The organism is Aestuariivita boseongensis, assembly GCF_001262635.1.
Taxonomy (GTDB): domain Bacteria; phylum Pseudomonadota; class Alphaproteobacteria; order Rhodobacterales; family Rhodobacteraceae; genus Aestuariivita; species Aestuariivita boseongensis.
The window spans coordinates 72,982-94,608 of record NZ_JXYH01000007.1 but is presented as its reverse complement, the minus strand read 5'-3'; the positions used below and the strand labels follow the sequence as shown (position 1 = coordinate 94,608).

General features: G+C 61.4%; 22 protein-coding genes and 1 tRNA gene. 15 read left to right on the top strand and 8 right to left on the bottom strand.

Going from position 1 to position 21,627, the window contains the following annotated elements; translation table 11 throughout:
- Positions 1-3: 3 nt before the first annotated feature.
- Positions 4-810 carry an enoyl-ACP reductase FabI gene (gene fabI, locus TR61_RS04775; protein ID WP_050928552.1) on the bottom strand — a complete coding sequence of 269 codons (807 nt, stop codon included), beginning with the start codon at positions 808-810 and terminating at the stop codon, positions 4-6.
- A 106-nt stretch (positions 811-916) separates the two neighbouring features.
- Between fabI and pdxH the strand changes: the two genes are divergently transcribed.
- From pdxH to TR61_RS04755, 4 genes are all read left to right on the top strand, one after another.
- The gene (pdxH, locus tag TR61_RS04770) at positions 917-1,522 is read left to right on the top strand and encodes a pyridoxamine 5'-phosphate oxidase (protein ID WP_050928510.1); all 606 of its coding nucleotides are present in this window, start codon (positions 917-919) and stop codon (positions 1,520-1,522) included.
- 125 nt (positions 1,523-1,647) lie between these two features.
- Positions 1,648-2,190, top strand: coding sequence for a cold-shock protein (locus TR61_RS04765; protein ID WP_050928550.1), 543 nt, complete (start codon positions 1,648-1,650; stop codon positions 2,188-2,190).
- Positions 2,191-2,246: 56 nt separating this feature from the next.
- Entirely contained in the window at positions 2,247-2,663 is a 417-nt protein-coding gene (locus TR61_RS04760) for a DUF192 domain-containing protein (protein WP_245626819.1), read from the top strand.
- 43 nt (positions 2,664-2,706) lie between these two features.
- Positions 2,707-2,783 (top strand) — tRNA-Pro (locus TR61_RS04755).
- A gap of 12 nt (positions 2,784-2,795) precedes the next feature.
- Here TR61_RS04755 and TR61_RS04750 read toward each other — a convergent pair.
- On the bottom strand, positions 2,796-3,173 hold the full coding sequence (locus TR61_RS04750; protein ID WP_050928508.1) for a hypothetical protein: 378 nt from the start codon (positions 3,171-3,173) through the stop codon (positions 2,796-2,798).
- A 575-nt stretch (positions 3,174-3,748) separates the two neighbouring features.
- Between TR61_RS04750 and TR61_RS04745 the strand changes: the two genes are divergently transcribed.
- The gene (locus TR61_RS04745) at positions 3,749-7,429 is read left to right on the top strand and encodes a vitamin B12-dependent ribonucleotide reductase (RefSeq protein WP_050928506.1); all 3,681 of its coding nucleotides are present in this window, start codon (positions 3,749-3,751) and stop codon (positions 7,427-7,429) included.
- 309 nt (positions 7,430-7,738) lie between these two features.
- Here the strand turns inward: TR61_RS04745 and TR61_RS04740 are convergent, their stop codons facing one another.
- The 3 genes from TR61_RS04740 to TR61_RS04730 are packed head-to-tail and all read right to left on the bottom strand — an operon-like array spanning position 7,739 to position 10,570.
- Entirely contained in the window at positions 7,739-9,154 is a 1,416-nt protein-coding gene (locus TR61_RS04740; RefSeq protein WP_050928504.1) for a protein adenylyltransferase SelO, read from the bottom strand.
- A gap of 25 nt (positions 9,155-9,179) precedes the next feature.
- On the bottom strand, positions 9,180-9,632 hold the full coding sequence (locus TR61_RS04735; protein WP_050928503.1) for a GNAT family N-acetyltransferase: 453 nt from the start codon (positions 9,630-9,632) through the stop codon (positions 9,180-9,182).
- Positions 9,629-10,570 carry a nucleoside hydrolase gene (locus TR61_RS04730; RefSeq protein ID WP_050928501.1) on the bottom strand — a complete coding sequence of 314 codons (942 nt, stop codon included), beginning with the start codon at positions 10,568-10,570 and terminating at the stop codon, positions 9,629-9,631. Before TR61_RS04730 ends, TR61_RS04735 begins: the two co-directional genes overlap by 4 nt.
- 133 nt (positions 10,571-10,703) lie before the next feature.
- On the opposite strand from TR61_RS04730, the gene TR61_RS04725 reads away from it, so the two are divergent.
- Complete coding sequence (locus tag TR61_RS04725; protein ID WP_216595363.1) at positions 10,704-11,516, top strand: FkbM family methyltransferase; 813 nt, start codon at positions 10,704-10,706, stop codon at positions 11,514-11,516.
- Here TR61_RS04725 and mazG read toward each other — a convergent pair.
- Positions 11,513-12,313 carry a nucleoside triphosphate pyrophosphohydrolase gene (mazG, locus tag TR61_RS04720; RefSeq protein WP_050928499.1) on the bottom strand — a complete coding sequence of 267 codons (801 nt, stop codon included), beginning with the start codon at positions 12,311-12,313 and terminating at the stop codon, positions 11,513-11,515. The genes TR61_RS04725 and mazG overlap by 4 nt on opposite strands.
- 273 nt (positions 12,314-12,586) lie before the next feature.
- On the opposite strand from mazG, the gene TR61_RS04715 reads away from it, so the two are divergent.
- The 4 genes from TR61_RS04715 to TR61_RS04700 are packed head-to-tail and all read left to right on the top strand — an operon-like array spanning position 12,587 to position 16,137.
- Positions 12,587-13,750 (top strand): M20 aminoacylase family protein, encoded by a 1,164-nt coding sequence (locus TR61_RS04715; protein WP_050928497.1) that lies wholly within the window; start codon positions 12,587-12,589, stop codon positions 13,748-13,750.
- Between the two features lie 18 nt (positions 13,751-13,768).
- A complete protein-coding gene (gene speB, locus TR61_RS04710; RefSeq protein ID WP_050928495.1) occupies positions 13,769-14,728 on the top strand; it encodes an agmatinase in 960 nt (319 codons plus the stop codon).
- Entirely contained in the window at positions 14,725-15,666 is a 942-nt protein-coding gene (gene speB / locus TR61_RS04705) for an agmatinase (protein WP_050928493.1), read from the top strand. The genes speB (TR61_RS04710) and speB (TR61_RS04705) overlap by 4 nt, the downstream gene beginning before the upstream one ends.
- Before the next feature lie 54 nt (positions 15,667-15,720).
- Positions 15,721-16,137: a DUF1499 domain-containing protein gene (locus tag TR61_RS04700; RefSeq protein WP_245626818.1), complete on the top strand. Its 417-nt coding sequence runs from the start codon at positions 15,721-15,723 to the stop codon at positions 16,135-16,137.
- On the opposite strand, the gene TR61_RS20350 is transcribed toward TR61_RS04700, so the two are convergent.
- Complete coding sequence (locus tag TR61_RS20350) at positions 16,063-16,380, bottom strand: hypothetical protein (protein WP_082181850.1); 318 nt, start codon at positions 16,378-16,380, stop codon at positions 16,063-16,065. The two genes, TR61_RS04700 and TR61_RS20350, sit on opposite strands and share 75 nt — an antisense overlap.
- Positions 16,381-16,441: 61 nt before the next feature.
- Here TR61_RS20350 and prfA point away from each other — a divergent pair, with 61 nt between their 5' ends.
- The 3 genes from prfA (at position 16,442) to TR61_RS04685 (ending at position 19,107) form a co-directional block, all read left to right on the top strand.
- The gene (gene prfA, locus TR61_RS04695) at positions 16,442-17,497 is read left to right on the top strand and encodes a peptide chain release factor 1 (protein ID WP_050928489.1); all 1,056 of its coding nucleotides are present in this window, start codon (positions 16,442-16,444) and stop codon (positions 17,495-17,497) included.
- Positions 17,494-18,342: a peptide chain release factor N(5)-glutamine methyltransferase gene (gene prmC / locus TR61_RS04690; RefSeq protein WP_050928487.1), complete on the top strand. Its 849-nt coding sequence runs from the start codon at positions 17,494-17,496 to the stop codon at positions 18,340-18,342. Before prfA ends, prmC begins: the two co-directional genes overlap by 4 nt.
- A gap of 225 nt (positions 18,343-18,567) precedes the next feature.
- Positions 18,568-19,107, top strand: coding sequence for a DUF4167 domain-containing protein (locus tag TR61_RS04685; RefSeq protein WP_050928485.1), 540 nt, complete (start codon positions 18,568-18,570; stop codon positions 19,105-19,107).
- A 104-nt stretch (positions 19,108-19,211) separates the two neighbouring features.
- Here TR61_RS04685 and hpt read toward each other — a convergent pair whose 3' ends face one another.
- Complete coding sequence (hpt, locus tag TR61_RS04680; protein WP_050928547.1) at positions 19,212-19,751, bottom strand: hypoxanthine phosphoribosyltransferase; 540 nt, start codon at positions 19,749-19,751, stop codon at positions 19,212-19,214.
- Between the two features lie 76 nt (positions 19,752-19,827).
- On the opposite strand from hpt, the gene TR61_RS04675 reads away from it, so the two are divergent.
- Both TR61_RS04675 and TR61_RS04670 read left to right on the top strand, forming a co-directional pair.
- The gene (locus tag TR61_RS04675) at positions 19,828-20,277 is read left to right on the top strand and encodes a type II toxin-antitoxin system RatA family toxin (protein WP_050928483.1); all 450 of its coding nucleotides are present in this window, start codon (positions 19,828-19,830) and stop codon (positions 20,275-20,277) included.
- Between the two features lie 49 nt (positions 20,278-20,326).
- On the top strand, positions 20,327-21,625 hold the full coding sequence (locus tag TR61_RS04670; RefSeq protein ID WP_050928481.1) for an MmgE/PrpD family protein: 1,299 nt from the start codon (positions 20,327-20,329) through the stop codon (positions 21,623-21,625).
- Positions 21,626-21,627 lie beyond the last annotated feature (2 nt).

Here is a 21,627-nt window from a genome sequence, read left to right as displayed (position 1 = left end):
GCGTTACCCCTTGGAGATATCGGGCGCGTCGACCGCTTTCATGCCCACCACGTGATATCCCGCATCCACATGCAGCACTTCGCCGGTCACGCCCGACCCCAGATCAGAGAGCAGATACAGCGCGGTGTTGCCCACATCATCAATCGTCACATTGCGGCGCAGGGGCGAGTTATATTCGTTCCACTTCATGATATAGCGGAAATCACCGATGCCAGAGGCGGCCAGCGTCTTGATGGGACCGGCGCTGATCGCGTTCACGCGGATGCCGTCCTTGCCCAGATCTTCGGCAAGATAGCGCACCGATGCCTCAAGCGCGGCCTTGGCCACACCCATCACGTTGTAATGCGGCATGACCTTTTCGGCCCCGTAATAGGTCAGCGTCAGGGCCGATCCGCCGGAGTTCATCATCTTTTCGGCGCGCTGAACCACGGCCGTGAAGGAATAGACCGAGATATCCATCGACATCTGGAAATTGCCGCGCGTGGTGTCCACATACCGGCCGCGCAATTCGTTTTTGTCAGAAAAACCAATGGCGTGGACGACGAAGTCCAAGTTGCCCCAGCGGGTTTTCAGTTCGGCAAACAAAGCATCCATAGACGCCTCGTCGCTCACGTCGCAGGGCAGGACGATGTCACTGCCCAATTGAGCGGCCAGCGGATCCACCCGTTTCTTCAGCGCCTCGCCCTGATAGGAAAAAGCCAGCTCGGCCCCGGCATCGGCCGCGGCCTTGGCAATGCCCCACGCGATGGATTTGTCATTGGCCAGGCCCATGATCAGACCCCGCTTGCCCGCCATGAGTTGATTTGACATCGAGGTCACCTTGCCCACTGTTCTTGACTGGAGCAGACCTTTAGGCGATTGACCCGTCTGCTTCAAGCCCGCGCGCGAAGCATCGACAAGAAGGAGCGATCGCAGAATGAGTGACAGAGACGGGATATTCGCGGGCGACGACCCGTTCGAGATCGCGCGCAGCTGGCTGGCAGAGGCCGAGACCTCCGAGCCGAACGATCCCAATGCGATTGCGCTGTCCACGGTTGATGCCGATGGGCTGCCCAATGTGCGCATGGTGCTGCTGAAGGAAATCGAGGATCGCGCCTTCGTCTTTTACACCAACTACGAAAGCCAGAAAGCGCAGGAGTTGGATCACGCGGGCAAGGCCGCTTTCGTGATGCACTGGAAATCCCTGCGCCGTCAGATCCGGGTGCGCGGGCTGATCGAAAAGGAAGAGGGCCCGCAGGCGGATGCCTATTACGCGTCGCGCTCGCTGAAAAGCCGTTTGGGGGCCTGGGCTTCGGCGCAGTCGCGTCCCTTGTCCAGCCGCGCAAGCCTCATGGCTGAGGTGGCCAAGATCACCGCGCAAAAGGGGACAAATCCCGCGCGTCCGCCCTTTTGGGGCGGCTACCGGATTACCCCATTAGAGATAGAGTTCTGGGCCGATGGCGCCTTCCGGTTGCACGACCGGTTCCGCTGGACGCGACCGGATCCGACTGCGAAATGGGGAATCCAACGGTTGAACCCGTGAATTTCACGTGACGCGAAATGCAATGCATTGAAAACATTGAATTTAATAAGCCTTGATATCTTGGGCCTGTTTCGCGCAAGACTAGGGGTGTGAAGCAAGGCTGTTAACTGGTGTGGACAGATTCTGTGGCGGAAGATCTCAATAATCTCCAACAGGTGGTCGGACGTGTGAAATGGTTCGATCCTGTGAAAGGGTTTGGGTTCGTCGTTGCAGATGCGGGCGGGCCGGACATTCTGCTGCATGTGAACGTCCTGCGGAACTTCGGTCAGAATTCGGTCGCGGATGACGCGCGGATCGAGGTTGTTACCCACAACACCGATCGCGGCGTGCAGGCAGCGGAGATCATCAGCATCTCACCGCCCGAGCGTGAAGAGAATGGCGGCCTGCGCGATCTGGCGGAGGTCGAGGCCGAAGATCTTGAAGCCATCCCTCTTGAGCCCGGTCGGGTGAAATGGTTCGACAAGGTCAAGGGCTTTGGCTTTGCCAATGTGTTTGGCAAGCCCGAGGATGTGTTCCTGCACATAGAAGTGTTGCGCTTGTCGGGCTTGTCGGATGTGCAGCCGGGCGAGGCGCTTGCGTTGCGCGTGATCGACGGTAAACGTGGCCGGATGGCCGCGCAGGTCTTCCCATGGGAAATGGGCCTGTCCGAGGAAGGGCACACCGAATAATGCAGGCTTTTCGCCGCGCGTTCGTCATTTGCACCGCTTTCTTTCTCACCGCGGGCATGGTTGCAGCTGCCTGCAGCCCGGAACGTGTGACGCTGTCGGGCAGCGGGGGGCAGTCCTTCTTCAATATTGAAATCGCCGACACCCCGGCCGAACGGTCGCAGGGGCTGATGTTTCGCGAAAGCCTGCCTGTGTCGTCCGGAATGCTGTTTGTCTATGAACGGCCGCAGCGGGTGTCATTCTGGATGAAGAACACGCTGATTCCCCTGGACATGATCTTCGTGAATGAAACAGGCGTGGTCGAACACGTGCATGAAAACGCAATACCCGGCGATCTGACGCCGATTCCGGGCGGGGACAACATCCTTGTCGTGCTGGAAATCAACGGCGGACTTGCGCGCCAGCTGGGGATCGGGCCGGGCACGAAACTGCGCCACGAAGTTTTCGATCCCGCGATTGCCGCTTGGCCCTGTTAGGGCTTTTCAAACCCGCACGCCCGATATAGGAACGCCCATGGTTCGGGGCGTGGCGCAGTCTGGTAGCGCACCTGTTTTGGGTACAGGGGGTCGTAGGTTCGAATCCTGCCGCCCCGACCATTTTCTGAAAATTCACATTTCCGGTACGCCGCCAGCATTGATGTAAAGCAGGTCAAGCTGCCGTCTGAGCCGCGCGTCCTGAAACGGCACCTGGCGCGGACCGCCCGCGCGCTGCGGGACATTCACAAAGACATCATTGCTGACAAGATAACTGCCCGCGTCCGGCTTTGCGCGAAAGCGGATGACAAGGCGGGGCAGGTCTTCGGGCACGCCAGTATATTCCAGGATGAAGGCAGCCGTGATGTGCGGGGGCATCAGCTCGCGGCATTCGACCTCATCGCGGCCGGTTGAGCGGAAAGACCGGGTGGGACCGGTGCAGGAGGCGCGGAAGGCGTCAAAGAAGGTGACCGGAAAATCAGAGAATCGTGCCTTGCCCGAAGATGGCCCCATATCTTGTGGTGCACATGCAGCCAAAAACAGAATGATGGGGAGAATGTGGCAAAGCAGGCGTTGTCTCGTAGACACAGAATTCCCCCTGGGCATCTTGGGTTGCGTTTGCGCGACACCGATAAACCAGTGCGCGAAACTCTGGCCCCAACATAGGGGCATGTATGCAGTTTGTCGCCTAAAGCCTGATCAAAAAAAGGAATAATTCCGGCGGCGCGCCGGATTCCTGGCGAAACATGTGTCGGAAAATCATGTTTTCCCAGCCCCCGAAGAATCGCCGAATTCGCGTCAACAGAAATTATTAAAAAAATGTGTCAAAAATGCGTTGACGCTATAGGGCAAGATACGCCAAGTTGTGCTGGCCGGTCGTGATGCCACTATATCTGGTAGTCAAAAGCCAGAGAGGCCCGCGACGGTTGGGACGGTAAAACACTACGTCGAACATGTGAATTCGCGCTGTGCTTGCACGCCTTTGTGTGGTGTGGGCGTTGGAAAGTGTTGCCCGTTGCAGCCTGGCGATGAGGGGACCGTGCCTGTGGCGCGGGCGTGATTGGAATAAGCTGAATAGAGGCAGCGACATGCAAATTGAAAGAAAATTCACCAAAGCCGGCCAGGATGCATATGCCGATTTGGATTTCATTTCCGCCACATCCGAGATTCGCAATCCCGACGGGTCCATCGTGTTTCGTCTGGAAGGCATCGAAGTTCCCTCGACCTGGAGCCAGGTCGCCAGCGACGTGATCGCACAGAAGTACTTCCGCAAGGCGGGTGTTCCCAGCAAACTGAAGAAAGTGAAAGAAAAAGGCGTTCCCGAATTCCTGTGGCGGTCGGTTCCCGATGGCGATGACGTGGAATTCGGCGGCGAGACCTCGTCCAAGCAGGTGTTCGACCGCCTGGCAGGCGCCTGGGCCTATTGGGGCTGGAAGGGCGGCTATTTCAGCACCGAGGAAGATGCGCGCGCCTACTATGACGAGATGCGCTTCATGCTGGCCACGCAGAAGGCCGCACCGAACAGCCCGCAGTGGTTCAACACCGGCCTGCACTGGGCCTATGGCATCGACGGTCCGGCGCAGGGTCACCATTATGTGGACTACAAGACCGGCAAACTGACCAAGTCGAAATCCTCCTACGAGCATCCCCAACCGCATGCCTGCTTTATCCAGGGCGTTGAAGACGATCTGGTGAATGATGGCGGCATCATGGATCTGTGGGTCCGCGAAGCGCGTCTGTTCAAATACGGCTCGGGCACGGGCACCAACTTCTCGCTTCTTCGCGGGGAAGGGGAGAAGCTGTCGGGTGGCGGTAAATCGTCGGGCCTGATGGGCTTCCTGAAAATCGGTGACCGGGCAGCGGGCGCAATCAAATCGGGCGGCACCACGCGCCGCGCGGCGAAAATGGTGATCGTGGATGCGGACCACCCCGATATCGAAGAATTCATCGAGTGGAAGGTCGTGGAAGAGCAGAAGGTGGCGTCTATCGTCGCCGGCTCGAAAATGCACGAGCAGAAGCTGAACGGCCTCTTTGCCGCGATCAAGTCGTGGGATGGCGCGGCGGATGATGCCTATGATCCCAAGAAGAACGAGGCGCTGAAGCAAGCCATTCGCGAGGCCAAAAAGGTCGCGATCCCAGAGACTTACGTCAAGCGCGTGCTGGATTATGCCAAGCAGGGCCATGACAGCATCGAATTCCCGACCTATGACACGGATTGGGACTCTGAGGCCTATAACTCCGTCTCGGGTCAGAACTCCAACAACTCCATCCGGGTCACCGACGCGTTCCTTTACGCTGTCGAGAAGGACGCCGATTGGGAGCTGAAAAACCGCACGGACGGGTCGGTCGCCAAGACCGTCAAAGCCCGCGAGCTGTGGGAGAAAGTGGGACATGCCGCATGGGCCTGTGCCGATCCCGGCATCCAGTACCACGACACGGTGAATGCCTGGCACACATGCCCCGAAGACGGTGCGATCCGCGGATCGAACCCGTGCTCGGAATACATGTTCCTGGATGACACGGCCTGTAACCTGGCGTCGATGAACCTGCTCACCTTCCTGAAGGATGATGAGTTCCAGGTCGAGGATTACATCCACGCCACACGCCTGTGGACTGTGACGCTGGAAATTTCGGTCCTGATGGCGCAGTTCCCAAGCCCTGCGATTGCGCAGCGGTCCTATGACTTCCGCACGCTGGGTCTGGGTTATGCCAATATCGGCGGTCTCTTGATGAATATGGGTCATGGCTATGACAGCGACGAGGGCCGCGCGCTTTGTGGGGCGCTGACAGCGATCATGACGGGGGTGTCCTATGCCACGTCGGCCGAGATGGCAGGCGAGCTGGGGCCGTTCCCGGGCTACAAGAAGAACGCCGATCACATGCTGCGGGTCATCCGCAACCACCGCAACGCGGCCTATGGCGCGACCACCGGCTATGAGAAGGTGAACGTGAAGCCCGTGCCGCTGGATCATGCCAATTGCCCCGATGCGCGGCTGGTCGACATCGCGATGTCGGCTTGGGACGAGGCGCTGAAGCTCGGCGAAAAGCACGGGTACCGCAATGCGCAGGCCACGGTGATCGCGCCCACGGGCACGATCGGTCTGGTGATGGATTGCGACACGACAGGCATCGAGCCTGACTTCGCCCTCGTGAAGTTCAAGAAGCTGGCTGGCGGCGGGTATTTCAAGATCATCAACCGGTCGGTCCCCTCGGCGCTGGAAAAGCTGGGCTACAGCTCGGCCCAGATCGAGGAAATCGTGTCCTACGCAGTGGGGCATGGCACCATCGGCAACGCGCCGGGGATCAACCACACCTCGCTTGCCGGTCACGGCTTTGGCCCGAACGAGCTGGCCAAGGTGGACGCCGCGCTGGAAAGTGCGTTCGACATCCGGTTCGTCTTCAATCAGTGGACACTGGGCGAAGAGTTCTGCACGCAAGTCCTTGGCTTGCCGAAAGAAAAGCTGAACGATCCGACGTTTGACCTGCTGCGTCACCTTGGGTTCTCCAAGGCGGATATCGAGGCGGCGAACGACCATGTCTGTGGAACGATGACCCTGGAAGGTGCGCCGCATCTGAAAGAGCAGCATTACCACATCTTCGATTGCGCCAACCCCTGCGGCAAGAAAGGCAAGCGGTTCCTGTCGGTCGACAGCCACATCACCATGATGGCGGCAGCGCAGAGCTTTATCTCGGGCGCGATCTCCAAAACCATTAACATGCCGAACGATGCGACCATCGAGGATTGCCAGAAGGCCTATGAACTCAGCTGGTCGCTGGGGGTGAAGGCCAATGCGCTCTATCGCGATGGCTCGAAACTCAGCCAGCCTCTGGCGGCGGCCCTGGTCGAGGATGACGAGGACGCGCAGGAGGTGCTGGAAAGCGGCTCTGTCACCGAAAAAGCCGCTGTGCTGGCCGAGAAGGTGATCGAAAAGGTCGTCGTCAAGGAAATCGTGCGCTCCCATCGTGAGAAGATGCCGCAACGGCGGAAGGGCTATACCCAGAAGGCCATCGTGGGCGGGCACAAGGTGTATCTGCGCACGGGCGAATATGAAGACGGCAATCTCGGCGAGATCTTCATCGACATGCACAAGGAAGGCGCTGGCTTCCGGGCGATGATGAACAACTTCGCAATCGCTGTGTCGGTTGGTCTGCAATACGGTGTGCCGCTGGAGGAGTTCGTGGACGCCTTCACCTTCACCAAGTTCGAACCGGCGGGCATGGTGCAGGGCAACGACTCGATTAAGAACGCCACATCCATTCTGGATTACGTGTTCCGCGAACTGGCCGTGTCTTACCTCGACCGAACCGATCTGGCGCATGTGAAGCCGGAAGGCGCCACCTTTGACGACCTGGGCCGCGGGGCCGAGGAAGGGGTTGCCAATATCTCCGAGCTTAGCGACAGCGCGGCCTCCAAGTCACTGGAAGTGCTGAAACAAATCAGCTCGACCGGGTATCTGCGCAAGCGTCTGCCGCAAGAGCTGGTAGTTCTGCAGGGTGGCGGTGCGACCATGGGTGCGGTGGCGCTGGATGGTGCAGCCGATCCGGTGAACGCGCTGCAAACCCTGGTGCCTGAAACAGCCACAGCCACGGCGACGGTCACAACGACCACAGCCATGGCGAGTGGCACGGTGGAAATCGACGCGCGCACCAAGGCGAAGATGCAAGGCTATGAGGGTGATCCGTGCGGCGAATGCGGCAACTACACGCTGGTGCGCAACGGTACCTGCATGAAATGCAACACCTGCGGCGCGACGTCCGGGTGTAGCTGACGAGATCGCATCCTTGGGGGATGCGTAGGGGTCACAGGCCTTCGGGCCGGACCCCGACGAGATAGGGTGGGGGCGGACCATTGTCCTTACCCACCTTGACACGGGGCGGGTGCGCTCGCCCCCGACGACGCTCAGGCCGCAGGCAAAAAACACCGGGCGGTAAACTATTGAGCCTGAGCGGCGAAACTTGGAGGGGGCTTCGGCCCCCTTTTTTCTTGGCCGGGTGTTGATCGCCCCCGCATCCCGGGCCTGACCCGGGATCTCGGTGGGATCACGAGGCCCCGGGTCAGGCCCGGGGCGTCGATTAATCTAGGTGCCACAGAAGGTTGCGGGCACAACCTCATCTGGCTTGGGCGGGCGTTTTAGATCGGCGTGATCTGGCTGGTCATCATAGGGGGTGGAGAGCACGCTGCCCAGCCGTTCAAACAGGGCATAGTCGCCTGCGACGGCGGCGTCGATCATCTGCTCGATCCTGTGGTTACGCGGGATGAAGGCGGGGTTGGCGGCATTTATCACCGAGATCGGGTCTGCTTCCTGCGCGACGCGGGCACGCCAGCCGTCTTCCCAGCTGTCAAAGGCGGCGGGATCGGTGAACTGATCGCGGGTGCTCTCGGCTGAAAGACTACGGAAGGTGTTGGTGAAATCCGCCTGGTTTTCCGCCATGCGTTGCAGCAGGTCGGTCACAAGGTCCAGATCACCGTCCTGCGCGTTTGTGATGCCGATTTTTCGCAGAAACATCTCGGCCCAATGTTCGCGGATCAGGCCCGGTATGGCGTGGACGATGGCGGTGGCCTCTTCCACGGCGGCCTCTTTGTCGGAGGTCTGCTGGATCAGCGCTGTGGCCAGTTGGGCGAGGTTCCAGACCACGATATCGGGCTGGTTGGAATAAGCATAGCGCCCGAACTGGTCGATCGAGGAAAAGACCGTGTTGGGGTGATAGACATCCATGAAGGCGCAGGGGCCGTAATCAATCGTTTCTCCGGAAATGGCGCAATTGTCGGTGTTCATCACGCCGTGGATGAAGCCCACGGACATCCATTGCGCGATCAGTCGGGCTTGGGCATCGCGTACGGCGGTCAGCAGGCCCATGGGGCCATCGGCTTCAGGGTAGTGGCGCTCGATAGCGTATTGGGTGAGGGTTTTGAGATGCGCAATCTCCCCCCGCGCGGCGAAGATCTGAAAGGTGCCCACCCGCAGGTGGCTGGCGGCAACGCGGGTTAGGACCGCGCCGGGGAGGGCGCCCTGTTCGCGGAAGACGGGCTCTCCGGTCTCGACCGCAGCCAGGGCGCGCGTGGTGGGGATGCCAAGGGCGTGCATCGCCTCGGACACCACATATTCGCGCAGCACCGGACCCAGCCAGGCGCGGCCATCGCCCATGCGGGAATACGGCGTGGGGCCGGAGCCTTTGAGCTGGATGTCGCGGCGTTGCCCATCGGTGCCCACGACCTCGCCCAGAAGGATGGCGCGGCCATCGCCGAGCTGCGGGTTCCAGTTGCCGAACTGGTGGCCCGCATAAAGCTGAGCCAGCGGCGCAGCGCCCTCGGGGACGGAATTGCCGGCAAAGGTGGCGGCCAGATCGGGCAGATCGTCTTTCGCGATGCCCAGAAGGGTGGCCAGATCATCATTGAAGGCCAGAAGGCGCGGGGCCTTGACCGGGGTGGGATCAAGCCGTGTGTAGAAGCCCGCAGGCAGGGCGGCATAGCTGTTATCGAAGCGTATCGTCATGGGGCAAGAGATAGGCGGCTTTGGCTCAGGACAAAACCCGGCTCATCAACTGATACCCCTCGCGCAGGCGAAACCCGGATTTTTCGTAAAGCCGATGCGCGCCGGGGTTGTCCGTATGCACTTCAAGATGGACAGCATGCACTTGCGCGTCCTTCAACATCCGCGCCAGTTTTTGCAACACCTCGCCCGCCAGCCCGCGACCGCGCACGGCGGGGCGGATGTAAAGCTCGTCAATCATGGCGTCCAGCCCGCCATATTCCATCGACCAGGTGAAGGTCACGATGACATAGCCGATGGGCGCGCGGGCAGGGCCAACCACATAGACCGCGCCATAGGGGCTGCCGTCGAGTAGGGGGGCGAGGGCGTCGCGGCGCGCCTCGTCCGTTTGCTCCAGCCCTTCTTCGGCATGAAAAGCGGCGATCAGAGGGAGGAGCCGGTCCAGATGCTCGGGCTTGGCAAGATGCAGGGCAGCGCTCATAACCGGGCCAGCCTTTCTGTGAGCAGGGCAAAGAAACCGTCCGCGTCCACATCGCCCATGAACATCGCATTGGGCGCGCGGCCCGAGACGCGCCACCAGTCGGCGACGGTCATGCCAAGGGTCAGTTCAGACGTGGTTTCAATCTCCACATTGATGTGCCGTCCGGTGAACAGGTCGGGCCGGATCAGATAGGCGGGCACGCAGGGGTCATGCAGCGGCGCGCCTTCCGAGCCGTATTTTTCCTTGTCGAACCGTTCAAAGAAGTCGGTCCATTCGGCAACCATCCGGCCCACTTCGGTGCCCATGGTGCGGAAGGCCTCGACCCGGGGCGCGGTGACCAGCGCCTTGTGGGTCACATCCAGCGGCAGGACGGAAATGGGAATGCCGGATTTGAACACGATTTCAGCGGCTTCCGGGTCGACATAGATGTTGAATTCGGCGGCGGGCGTGATGTTGCCAACCTGGAAATAGGCGCCGCCCATCAGGACGATGTCCTGGATTTTCGGCGCGATATCGGGGGCGCGTTGCAGGGCCGTCGCGATATTGGTGAGCGGGCCAAGGGGGCACAGGGTGACCGTGCCGGATGGGGCGTCGCGCAGTGTGTCGATGATGAAATCCACGCCGTGCTTGTCCTGCAGGGGCATGGTGGGATCGGGTAATTGCGGGCCGTCCAGCCCGGTTTTGCCATGCACGTGTTCAGCGGTGACCAGCTTGCGTTTCAGCGGCGCGTCGCAACCTGCAAAGACGGGGATATCCGTGCGGCCCGCCAGTTCGCACACGATGCGCGCATTGCGCTGGGTCAGCGGCAGGGGCACGTTGCCGGCGACGGCGGTGATGCCCAGAACCTCGACCTCGTCGGGGCTGGCCAGCGCCAGAAGGATGGCGACCGCGTCATCCTGGCCCGGATCGGTGTCTATGATGATTTTTCTGGGGGACATGTGACCTCGTGCCTGTTTGGGGTGGTACCGCTTTCTGGGAGTGTTCATAAAACCTGTAGGGCCGTGGGCACAATCCAATGTCTGTCCTGGCGGCGGAAAACCCCGCCTTTGCGGGAATATGGGAACGGATAGCGTGACAGAAAAACCGGGGATCACATCTGAGACCAAGCCACGGACGCGGTCGGACTGGCTGCGTCTTTGGTTGGCGGCGGATACCCAGCGGGCGAAGAATGTCCTGCGCCCGCAATTGCCGCCCGCGCCGGTAGAGGCGATGGGCTGCCGGTTCATCGCGCATCCGGCGGATAATTTCACCGAGCTGAAGCTGTGGGAGACCGGATTGCCGCCTGAGCATGAGGCGACGCGGTTCCTGTGCGACGCGCTGCGCGGGCTGGATCCGGTGATCGTGGATGTGGGGGCGAATGCGGGCGCGTTCTTCCTGCCCATTCATCTGGCGGGCGGGCGCGCGGCAAGGTCGATCGTGTTCGAGCCCAATCCGAAGATGCGCAAGCGTCTTGAGGTGAACATTCAGCTGAACGGCCTTGGGGGCAGCGTGCGTGTCTTTGACTGTGCCGTGGGAGACCGTGCGGGGCAGACGGCGCTGCATTTTCCGCGCAATGGCAATATGGGCCAGGGCCGGATCGATGTGCCCTATCCCCATAAACGCGTGCCGGAGGCCGTAAAGGTTCAGGTGCGCCCGTTGGCGGAGTGCCTGGCAGAGGTGGGGGCCCAACGGGTCGATCTGCTGAAGGTGGATGTGGAAGGGCTTGAGGATCGCGTGATCGTGCCGCTTCTTGAGGGGGAGGCGCGGCTTTGGCCCAAGATGATCTATTTCGAGACGGCCCATGACGGGGTCTGGTCCTATCCGCTGATGGAGCGGCTGGCGGACTGCGGATATGAGCTGATCGAGCAGTATGACGCCAATGCGCTTTATCTGCGTGAGGGTTAGGAGGCGTCGCGTTCCGCGCGTTTGGCTTCGTCCCAAAGCGCGTCCATGTCTTCCAGCGTGCTGTCTTCGGGGCGTTTGCCGCGTTTGGCGAGTTCGGCTTCGATATGGGCAAAGCGGCGGGTGAATTTGGCGTTGGTGCGCCGCAGCGCCGCTTCGGGTTCGACGCCCAGGTGACGGCCTAGATTGGTGATGACGAAAAGAAGATCGCCAAACTCATCCTCGATCTTGTCTTGGCTCAGCGTTTCGCGCGCTTCGGCCAGTTCCGTGGCTTCTTCGGTGATCTTGGCCAATACATCGCCGATCTCGGGCCAGTCGAAACCGACGCGGGCGGCGCGTTTTTGGAGTTTATAGGCGCGCAGCAGGGCGGGCAGGCCGATGGCAACGCCGTCGAGGGCGCCGGTTTGGGCTTTTTGTGCGCGTTCCGCGGCTTTGATCGCCTCCCAATCGCGGGTTTGCTGTTCGGCGGATTTATCGCGGGACTGGTCGCCAAAGACATGCGGGTGCCGGTCGACCATTTTGTCGGCCATGGTGTTGGCCACATCGTCGAAGGTGAAAAGGCCCTGTTCGGCGGCCATTTGCGCGTGAAAGACCGATTGGAAGAGAAGATCGCCCAGTTCGCCCTTCAGCTCGTCCCAGGCCTCGCGCTCGATGGCGTCGGCGACTTCATAGGCCTCTTCAATGGTATAGGGCGCGATGGTCGCGAAGGTCTGTTCGATATCCCACGGGCAGCCCGTGTCGGGGTCGCGCAGGCGGGCCATGATGTCGAGAAGGCGGGAGATGCCGGAGGGTTGGGTCATGGGTTTGGCGTAGCAAGGAGATCAGGGTCGTGCAATGCCCCGGCGCGGAATCAAGCCCGCAGGGCGCCGTGCCAGCGACGGACCGTCCCGGCGGTCTGTCGCTTTGGTTGGCCTCAGCGTGCCATTCATTCGGAAGATGACAGGGCTGCCATAAAGTGCGCAGACCCAAGTGTGCAGCGACAGCCCACGGTCCGTCGCTGGCGCGGCTTGCACTTTTCCCTTGCGCGTCCCGGCGTCCCATGAAGACTGCGAGCAAGTCAAAGGAGCCCGCCCATGCCCGTCATCAACTCCATCGCCGCCAATGCCGATCAGATCACCGCGTGGCGGCAGCACCTGCATTCGATCCCGGAACTGGCGCTGGACTGTCCCAAGACAGCTGCCTTCGTTGCGGCGCGTCTGCGCGAGTTCGGCGTGGACGAACTGCACGAAGGGTTTGCGAAAACGGGCATCGTCGCAATTATCGAAGGCCAGGGCGATGGCCCGACGATCGGGTTGCGAGCGGATATGGACGCGCTGCCGATTACGGAAGAAACGGGGGTGCCCTATGCGTCGACCCATCCCGGCAAAATGCATGCCTGCGGGCATGACGGGCATACGGCGATGCTGCTGGGCGCTGCGAAATACCTGGCGGAGACGCGGAATTTCAAAGGTCGCGTCGCGCTGATTTTCCAGCCCGGAGAGGAAGCGGGCGGCGGCGGCGAGGTCATGGTGCAGGAGGGCATCATGGACCGCTTCGATATCGGGCAGGTCTATGCCATCCACAACGCGCCCAATCTGGAACTGGAGACGTTTCACACCAATCCCGGGCCTATCATGGCGGCGGCGGATACGTTCCACGTTTATCTGAACGGCAAGGGCGGGCACGCCGCGCGGCCCCACGACTGCGTGGATCCGGTGCCTGCGGCCTGCGCGATGGTGCAGGCGTTTCAGACCATCGTCAGCCGCAACCTGAAACCGGCAGAGCGGCTGGTGATATCCGTCACGCAGATCCATACCGGGACGACCGATAACGTGATCCCGGAAACGGCCTATATCAACGGGACCGTGCGGACCTTTGATAAAGAGGTTCAGGCGATGGCTGTGAAGCGCATGGAAGAGATTATCGCAGGGCAAGCCGCCGCCTACGGGATCGAAGCGCGGATGGAGTTTGAATATGGCTATCCGCCCACGATCAACACCGCCTCTGAGGCGCAGTTTGCGTTGGAAACGGCAGCTGACGTGGTGGGTGAGACCCGCGTGGATGGGGAGAAAGAGCCCGTGATGGGGGCAGAAGATTTCTCCTATATGCTGGAGGCGCGGCCCGGGGCCTATCTGATGCTGGGCCAGGGTGAGGGCGTGGGCGTGCACCATCCGGAATATAATTTCAACGACCAGATCGCCCCTGTGGGCGCCTCGTTCTTTGCGCGGCTGGTGGAACGGGCGCAGCCTTTGGGCTGAGCGGGAAAGGGACGGATCATGGCGTTGGAAGATGCGAAAAAACAGGTGGATCAGGCTTTTACGCGGGAGGATCTGAAGGGGCTGAGTTACGAGAATGCGTTTGGCGGGGCCACGTCCTTCCTGCGCCGCCGCTATACCAAGGACCTCACGGGTGTGGATATCGCCGTGACCGGCGTGCCGTTTGATCAGGCGGTGACGAACCGGCCCGGGACGCGGTTGGGGCCGCGGGCGATCCGGGAGGCGTCGACCCTGCAACCCTATGATCCGCCCTATGGCTGGCCTTATGATGTGCTCAGCACCTGCGCGATTGTAGATTACGGCGATCTGGCTTTTGACTATGCCAACGTGCCGGCCTTCCCGGGCGCGTTGACCGAGCATATCCGAGGCATTCTGAACGCCGGTGCGGCCAGTCTGACCTTGGGGGGCGATCACTACATTTCCTTCCCGATTCTAAAGGCTTACGCCGAGAAGTTCGGGCCGATCAGCCTGATCCAGTTTGACGCGCATTCCGACACCTGGCCTGATGACGATATGGGTCGGGTCGATCATGGCACGATGTTCTACAAGGCAGTGAAAACCGGGATCGTGGATCCCGAACGGTCGATCCAGGTGGGCATTCGCACCACGAATGAGGACAATCTGGGTGTGCCCACGCTGGATGCGCGATGGGTGCATGAAAACGGGCCGGCGGCGGCTGTGATGCGTATCAAGGAAGTTGTGGGCGATCACCCGGTTTACCTGAGCTTTGATATCGACGGGTTGGACCCGGCTTTTGCGCCGGGGACGGGTACGCCGGTGTGGGGCGGGCTGCACAGCTGGCAGGTGGCGGCGATCCTGCGCGATTTGGCGGGCATCAACATCAAAGGTGGCGATGTGGTTGAAGTGTCGCCACCCTTTGACACCACAGGCGCCACCGCGATTGCCGGCGCGCATATCGCGACGGAAATCCTGTGCCTGTTGGGGTGGGGCAAGCAATGACGAACCAACCCATCAGCGGCAACGATCTGGCGCGGTTTTCCGGGCCCAACACCTTCATGCGCCTGCCGCAGGCCAGCAGCCTTGAGGGGCTGGATGTGGGGATAGTGGGCGTGCCGATGGATATCGGCACCTCGTGGCGGTCCGGCACGCGGTTTGGGCCCAAGCAGATCCGGTCCGAAAGCGCGATGATCCGGCCTTATAACCTGCAGACGGGGGCGGCGCCGTTTGACAGCCTGAACGTGGCTGATATCGGGGATCTGGCGGTCAATACGTTCTCTCTGTCCGACAGTTTGCGTATTATTCAAGACAGTTACAGGGAGATCTTGAAGCATCCGATCATTCCCGTGGCCATGGGCGGCGATCATTCTATCACGCTGCCGATCCTGCGCGCGGTGGCCGAAAAGCACGGGCCCCTCGCATTGGTGCATGTGGATGCCCATGCAGATGTGAATGACGAGATGTTTGGCGAGCGTGAGACCCACGGCACGGTGTTCCGCCGCGCTAACGAGGAGGGGCTGATTGATGCGGCCCATGTCTATCAGGTGGGTCTGCGCGGCACGGGATACACTGCCGAGGACTTTACCGAGGCGCAGGGCTGGGGCTTCCAGATGTGGCTGGCGCCGGATCTGTGGCACAAGTCCCTGGCGGGACTGGGTGCGGAAATACGTCGCGATATCGGCGATAGGCCCACTTACGTCACCTATGATATTGATAGCCTTGACCCGGCCTTCGCGCCGGGCACCGGAACGCCCGAGATCGGGGGGCTGACCACTCCGCAGGCGATGGAACTGATCCGGGGCCTTCGCGGGCTGAACATCGTGGGATGCGACATGGTGGAAGTGTCGCCGCCCTATGACCCCTCTGGCAACACCGGGCTGGTCGCGGCCAACCTGTTGTTCGAGCTTCTTTGCGTGCTGCCCGGGGTCACGTACAGGTAACAAAGGTGTGCCCGGCCCCAGTTGCAGGGCACGGGCGAGAATATGGGACGGTTCATGACGGTATTATGGGTTTTGATCGCCATCGTTGTTGTGGGGTTCGGCTATATCCGGCTGGCGCCCAGCGATCCTGCACGTTGGCACAAACCGCCGGAGGTAAGCGCAGACAAGGACTTGCCCCATGGTGTAAAGCGGATTGTGGAGACCGGTCCGAACGGGCTGGGCCAGTTGGATGCAATCATCCGGCAGACGCCGCGCACACGGGTTCTGGCCGGGTCGGTCGAAGAGGGGATGATCACCTATGTCACCCGCACCAAGGTGATCGGTTTTCCCGATTATACGACGGTTCAGGCTGAGGGAGAGCGGTTGAAGATATATGGCCGACTGCGCTTTGGCCGATCAGATCTTGGGGTAAACCGAAATCGTGTTGATGGCTGGCTGGCTGCGCTGAAGCGGGTCAGCGACGGGGGATAGGCCCGAGCTGAGACATCCTTCGGATACTTCGCGCCACATTGGCACGTTCAGCGACATCTGGCATTGCGCCATGAACATCCGCCCATCGACCTGGAGGCAGATCATCTCGCCTAGTTCCACGCGTGCACCGGATTTATCGGTGCAATAGCAGTCGATCGTTTTGCCACCCGGACCAACGACATCAGCCGAAGCTGCTGTGGCAGTCAGCGCGAGTGCGATAAATGAAACAGCAAACTTTTTCATGACGCCAGATTAGCACAATGGATCCTCTTGACCAATCCCTCGTAAGTGCCCAGATACGCTCATGATCCCCGAAGACCGCCTTATGCAAATCGTCCAACGCTTCCAGTTTCTGGAAGCGAAAATGGCCGATGGGGCCGACGGCTCTGACATCGCTGCCTTAGCGCGCGAATATTCTGATTTGAAACCTGTCGTGGATCAGATCGAGTATTGGCAGAAGATCCGCAGCGACATCGCCGAGGCCGAAGAGATGCTGGGCGATCCGGATATGAAGGCCTTGGCGGAAGAAGAGCTGCCCGCACTGACGGCACGCTTGCCCGAGGTGGAACATGCGCTGCAACTGGCGCTGCTGCCCAAGGACGAGGCCGACAGCAAACCGGCGATCCTGGAAATCCGGCCCGGCACCGGCGGGGACGAGGCCGCCTTATTCGCGGGCGACCTTTTGCGGATGTACAGCCGCTATGCCGAGGCGAAGGGCTGGCGTTTTGAGATAATCGAAGAACAGGCCACCGAACTGGGCGGGATCAAGGAAGTGATCGCGCAGATCAAGGGCGACAATGTGTTTGCCCGGATGAAATACGAATCCGGCGTCCACCGGGTGCAGCGCGTGCCCACGACGGAAAGCGGCGGGCGCATCCATACCTCGGCCGCGACGGTGGCTGTGCTGCCCGAAGCCGAAGGCGTGGACATCGACATCGCGCCTGGTGATCTGCGCATCGACACGATGCGATCCAGCGGGGCAGGCGGGCAACATGTGAACACAACCGATTCGGCGGTACGGATCACGCATATTCCCACGGGGATCGTCGTGACCAGTTCGCAGAAATCCCAGCACCGCAACCGCGAGATCGCGATGGAGGTGTTGAAAACGCGGCTTTTCGATCTGGAGCGTCAGCGCCAGCATGACGAACGCTCGGCCGATCGGGCGGCGCAGGTGGGCTCGGGTGACCGCTCGGAACGCATTCGGACCTATAACTTTCCGCAGGGGCGCATGACCGATCACCGCATCAATCTGACGCTTTATAAGCTGGATCAGATCATGCAGGGTGATCTGGACGAGGTTATTGACGCGCTGATCACCGATGCGCAGGCCCGTCAGATGGCGGAGATGGAAGGATGACAACCGCAGCCGAAGCCATGGTGGCCGCCACCGCGCGCCTGCGGGCGGCTGGTGTCGCCGATCCCGCGCGCGATGCGCGGGTGCTTCTGGCCCATGCGGCCCGGATCGAGGCCGCGCGCGTGACCTTGATCGCGCCCGAGGATCTGGAGCCCGAGATCGAGGAGCGTTATGATCAGTTGATATCGCTGCGCGCGGTGCGGGTGCCGGTCAGCCATTTGTTGGGCGAACGCGATTTCTATGGCCGTAGGTTTAAGATAAGCCGCGAAGTCCTTGATCCGAGGCCAGAAACTGAAACCCTGATCGAGGCGGCCTTGTCCCAGCCCTTTTCACGTGTGCTGGATCTGGGCACGGGATCCGGGGCCATTCTGGTCACGCTTCTTGCGGAAAACCCGGCCGCCACGGGGCTGGGCGTGGATCTGAGCGAGGCCGCCTGCCTGCAGGCTTCGGCCAATGCGGTGATGCACCGGGTGCAGCACCGCGCCGATATCCGGCAATCGGATTGGTTCGGCCGGGTGACGGACAGCTATGATCTGATTGTGTCGAACCCGCCCTATATCGCCGCCGATGAAATGCCGGGCCTGTCGGACGAGGTGCGCCGGCACGAGCCGGAAATGGCGCTGACCGATGGGGCGGACGGGTTGAGCGCCTATCGCGCCATCGCCAAGGGCGCGCCGCGCCATCTGGTGCCCGGGGGGCGGCTCTTGGTAGAAATCGGCCCGACACAGGCCTCTGCGGTCAGCGAGATTCTGGCCGCGGCCGGGTTCAGCGGCATTTCGGTTCTCAGGGATCTTGACCGCCGGGACCGTGTCGTGGCGGCCCGGATCGGCGAAGATTTGCGGGATTAACCCGAAAAACACGGTTTTTGGGCACATTCGCGGGAAAAATGCGAATGCCCTCTTGTAGGATTCGTCAGGACATGTTTACTCAATATTGTTCGCCGACGCGTGCCCTGGGCGCGCGGGCTGAACTCCAAACCCGAAAAGTCGTGCAATTGTCGTGGCTAAATTAAGCGCAAGGAACGCCAGAAGACCGGGTTTCGTTACAGTACAGATAAGGCTTATCAAAGTTACATGAGATCTTCCAAGTCACGTTCGCGGTCGAAGTCGAACCGCAACCGGCCCTCAGGCGGCAACGTCGTCAACCGGGTGTTCGACAGCTCGGGTCCCGAGGGTAAGGTGCGCGGCACACCGCAACAGATCATCGACAAATACAACCAGCTGGCGCGCGATGCGCAGCTGTCTGGCGACCGGGTGGCTGCTGAAAACTTTCAGCAGCATGCAGAGCATTACCTGCGCCTTCTGAGCGAAGCGCAACGTGAAATCGACGCCCGCCGGGAAGAGCAGGAGCGTCAGAACCGCGAACGCCAGGCCGAGCGGGACCGCGAGCGCGCAGAGCGCCAGGAACGCGAAAGCAATGGCGGCGACGCGCCCCTGCCCGAGATGGAACAGGAAACGAGCGGTCTGGAACTGGCCGATGCTGATGCCAGTGCGGACGAGGGCGAGTCGGGTCTGGTGGACACACCCGAGGCTGCGCCCAAGAAACGCCGCAAGCCGCGCAAGAAGGCGGATGCAGACGATTCCACCGGCGGTCCTGCGGAAGCAGCGGAATAACAGGGGAGCAGGCTTTTCGAAAAGCCTGCACGCATTTTCGAAAATGCGTGATCGCTCAGGCCCGGCCGCCGTAAAGGCGTTTCGAAACGCCTTCGCGCCCGGGGTCAATCGGTAAAGCGAACTTTGCCGATGAAGGGCAGGTTTCGGTTGCGCTGTGCAAAGTCGATCCCGTAGCCCACGACAAATTCATCCGGAATTTCAAAGCCAATCCAATCGGCCTTCACAGGCACTTCGCGCCGTGACGGTTTGTCGAGCAGCGCAATAGTCTTCAACCGCTCGGGCTTGCGGCTGTTGAGCAGCTTGATCACATGGCTGAGTGTAAAACCCGTGTCGACGATATCTTCGACAACCAGCACATCGCGCCCTTCAATTGCGCCGCGCAAATCCTTGAGAATGCGCACTTCCCGGCTGGATTCCATGGTGTCTCCGTATGAGGAGGCCTCAAGGAAATCGACCTCCACCGCCACATCCAGCTCGCGCACCAGATCGGCGATGAAGACGAAGCTGCCTCGCAAAAGCCCCACCACCACCAGCTTGTCTGTACTGGCGAATTCCTGGCGGATGTCGTGGCAAAGTTCCTCAATCCGCGCGGCAATCGCCTTGGCCGAGATCATTTCGTCGATGACATATGGCCGCTCTGCCATGGCTTTCCCCTTGAATTCGCGGGCCAACCATACGACATGAGCGCCCCAAGTCACGTCAAGAAAGCACCCGCACCACATGCCCACCCATTCCGAGACACGCAAGCTGCCCTATTCTGCGCAGCAGATGTATGACCTGGTGGCCGATGTGGCGAAATACCCGCAGTTTCTGCCCTGGTGCGCCGCTGCACGGATTCGTCAGATCGTGCCCGAAGGCGAGGGGCGGCGGATGGATGCGGATCTGGTGATCTCATTCAAGGTGTTTCGCGAGAAATTCGGCAGCAGGGTTATGTTGTGGGACGCGGCGCGCAAGATCGACACCGAATATCTGGACGGGCCATTCCGATACATGAAATCGACCTGGGCCTTCCGCGATGTGGAGGGCGGCGGCTGCGAGGTTGATTTCTTCGTCGATTTCGAATTCCGCAACGCGGTTCTGCAGGGCATCATCGGCGTTGTGTTCTACGAGGCGATGCATCGGATTGTCCGCGCCTTCGAGCGGCGCGCGGCAGAGCTTTACGGGGCCTGAGCGGCTTGCGCCGGGCCTGGCCCGGATGGATGCAGGAAGTGGGGGGATCATGGCAGATGTGACAGGCAGGATCGCCGCATTCGCGCAAAAGGCGCGCGCTTTGGATGTGCCGGGCGATGTTTTGGACGTGGTGCGGCTGTCGCTGTTCGACTGGGCCACGGTGGCCTGGGCGGGGCGTGATGAACCCGTGACGCGCATCGTCCGTGGGGCGGAGGAGGCGCCGGGCGGGGTCGCGCAAGCCTCGGCCATCGGGCTGGCCACGGGGATGCCTGCGCGTGCGGCTGCGATGATCAACGGCACGGCCGGCCATGCGCTGGATTACGACGATACGCATTTCGCCCATATTGGCCATGTGAGCACCGTGATCATGCCTGCCGCATTGGCTGCGGCCGAACGCGGCGGCTGGAGTGGCGATCAGATGCTGCGCGCGGCCCTGGGCGGGGCAGAGGCGTCGATCCGCACGGGAATGTGGCTGGGTCGGTCCCATTACGAGGCGGGGTTTCACCAGACCTCGACCGCCGGTGTGTTTGGTGCCGTGCTGGCTGCCGCAGGACCCGATTGCACCGATCCGGAGCGTCTGGCGCAGGCGCTGGCTTTGGCGGCGAGCCGTGCCTCTGGCATGAAGGCGCAGTTCGGGACAATGGCCAAACCCTATCACGCGGGCATGGCGGCGGCGGCAGGGATCGAGGTGATGACCCTGGCCGCGCGTGGGATGGAGGCCAATCCCGCCGCGCTGGACGGGCCTTTCGGCTTTGGCGCGACCCATGCGGGCGCAGGCGATCTGTCGGCGTTTGACGTGGACGGCTGGCTGTTCCCGCAGATCTCGCACAAGCTCTATGCCTGTTGTCACGGCACCCATGCAGCGATCGAGGCGCTGTCAGAGCTTCAGGGCGCAGAAGGTATCGACCGGGTGGAGATCGCGGTGCATCCGCGCTGGCTGGATGTGTGCGATATCCCGCGTCCCAAAACGCGGCTTGAGGCGAAATTTTCCCTGACCCTGACCGGCGCGATGGCGCTGAAGGGGCTGCCCCTGACAACCGATATGGCGTTCGAGGAGGGGGTGATCCTTGATGCCGCGCTGACGGATCTGCGCGACCGGGTGGTCGTGCGGGGCGACGCGGGTCTGGCCGATACCGCCGCACAGGTCGCGCTGCATGCAGCAGGAGGGGTTCAGGAGCGGTTCCATGATCTGGCCCGGCCTGCCGCGTTTGACATGCGCGTCCGGAAGGTGCGGGAGAAATCGCGCGCCCTGATCGGGGAGGCCATGTCGGACCGGCTGTGGAATGCGGTGAATGCCGATGGCGGACCGGACATCGCCGCGCTGACCAAAACACTGCGCGGGGCATAAAA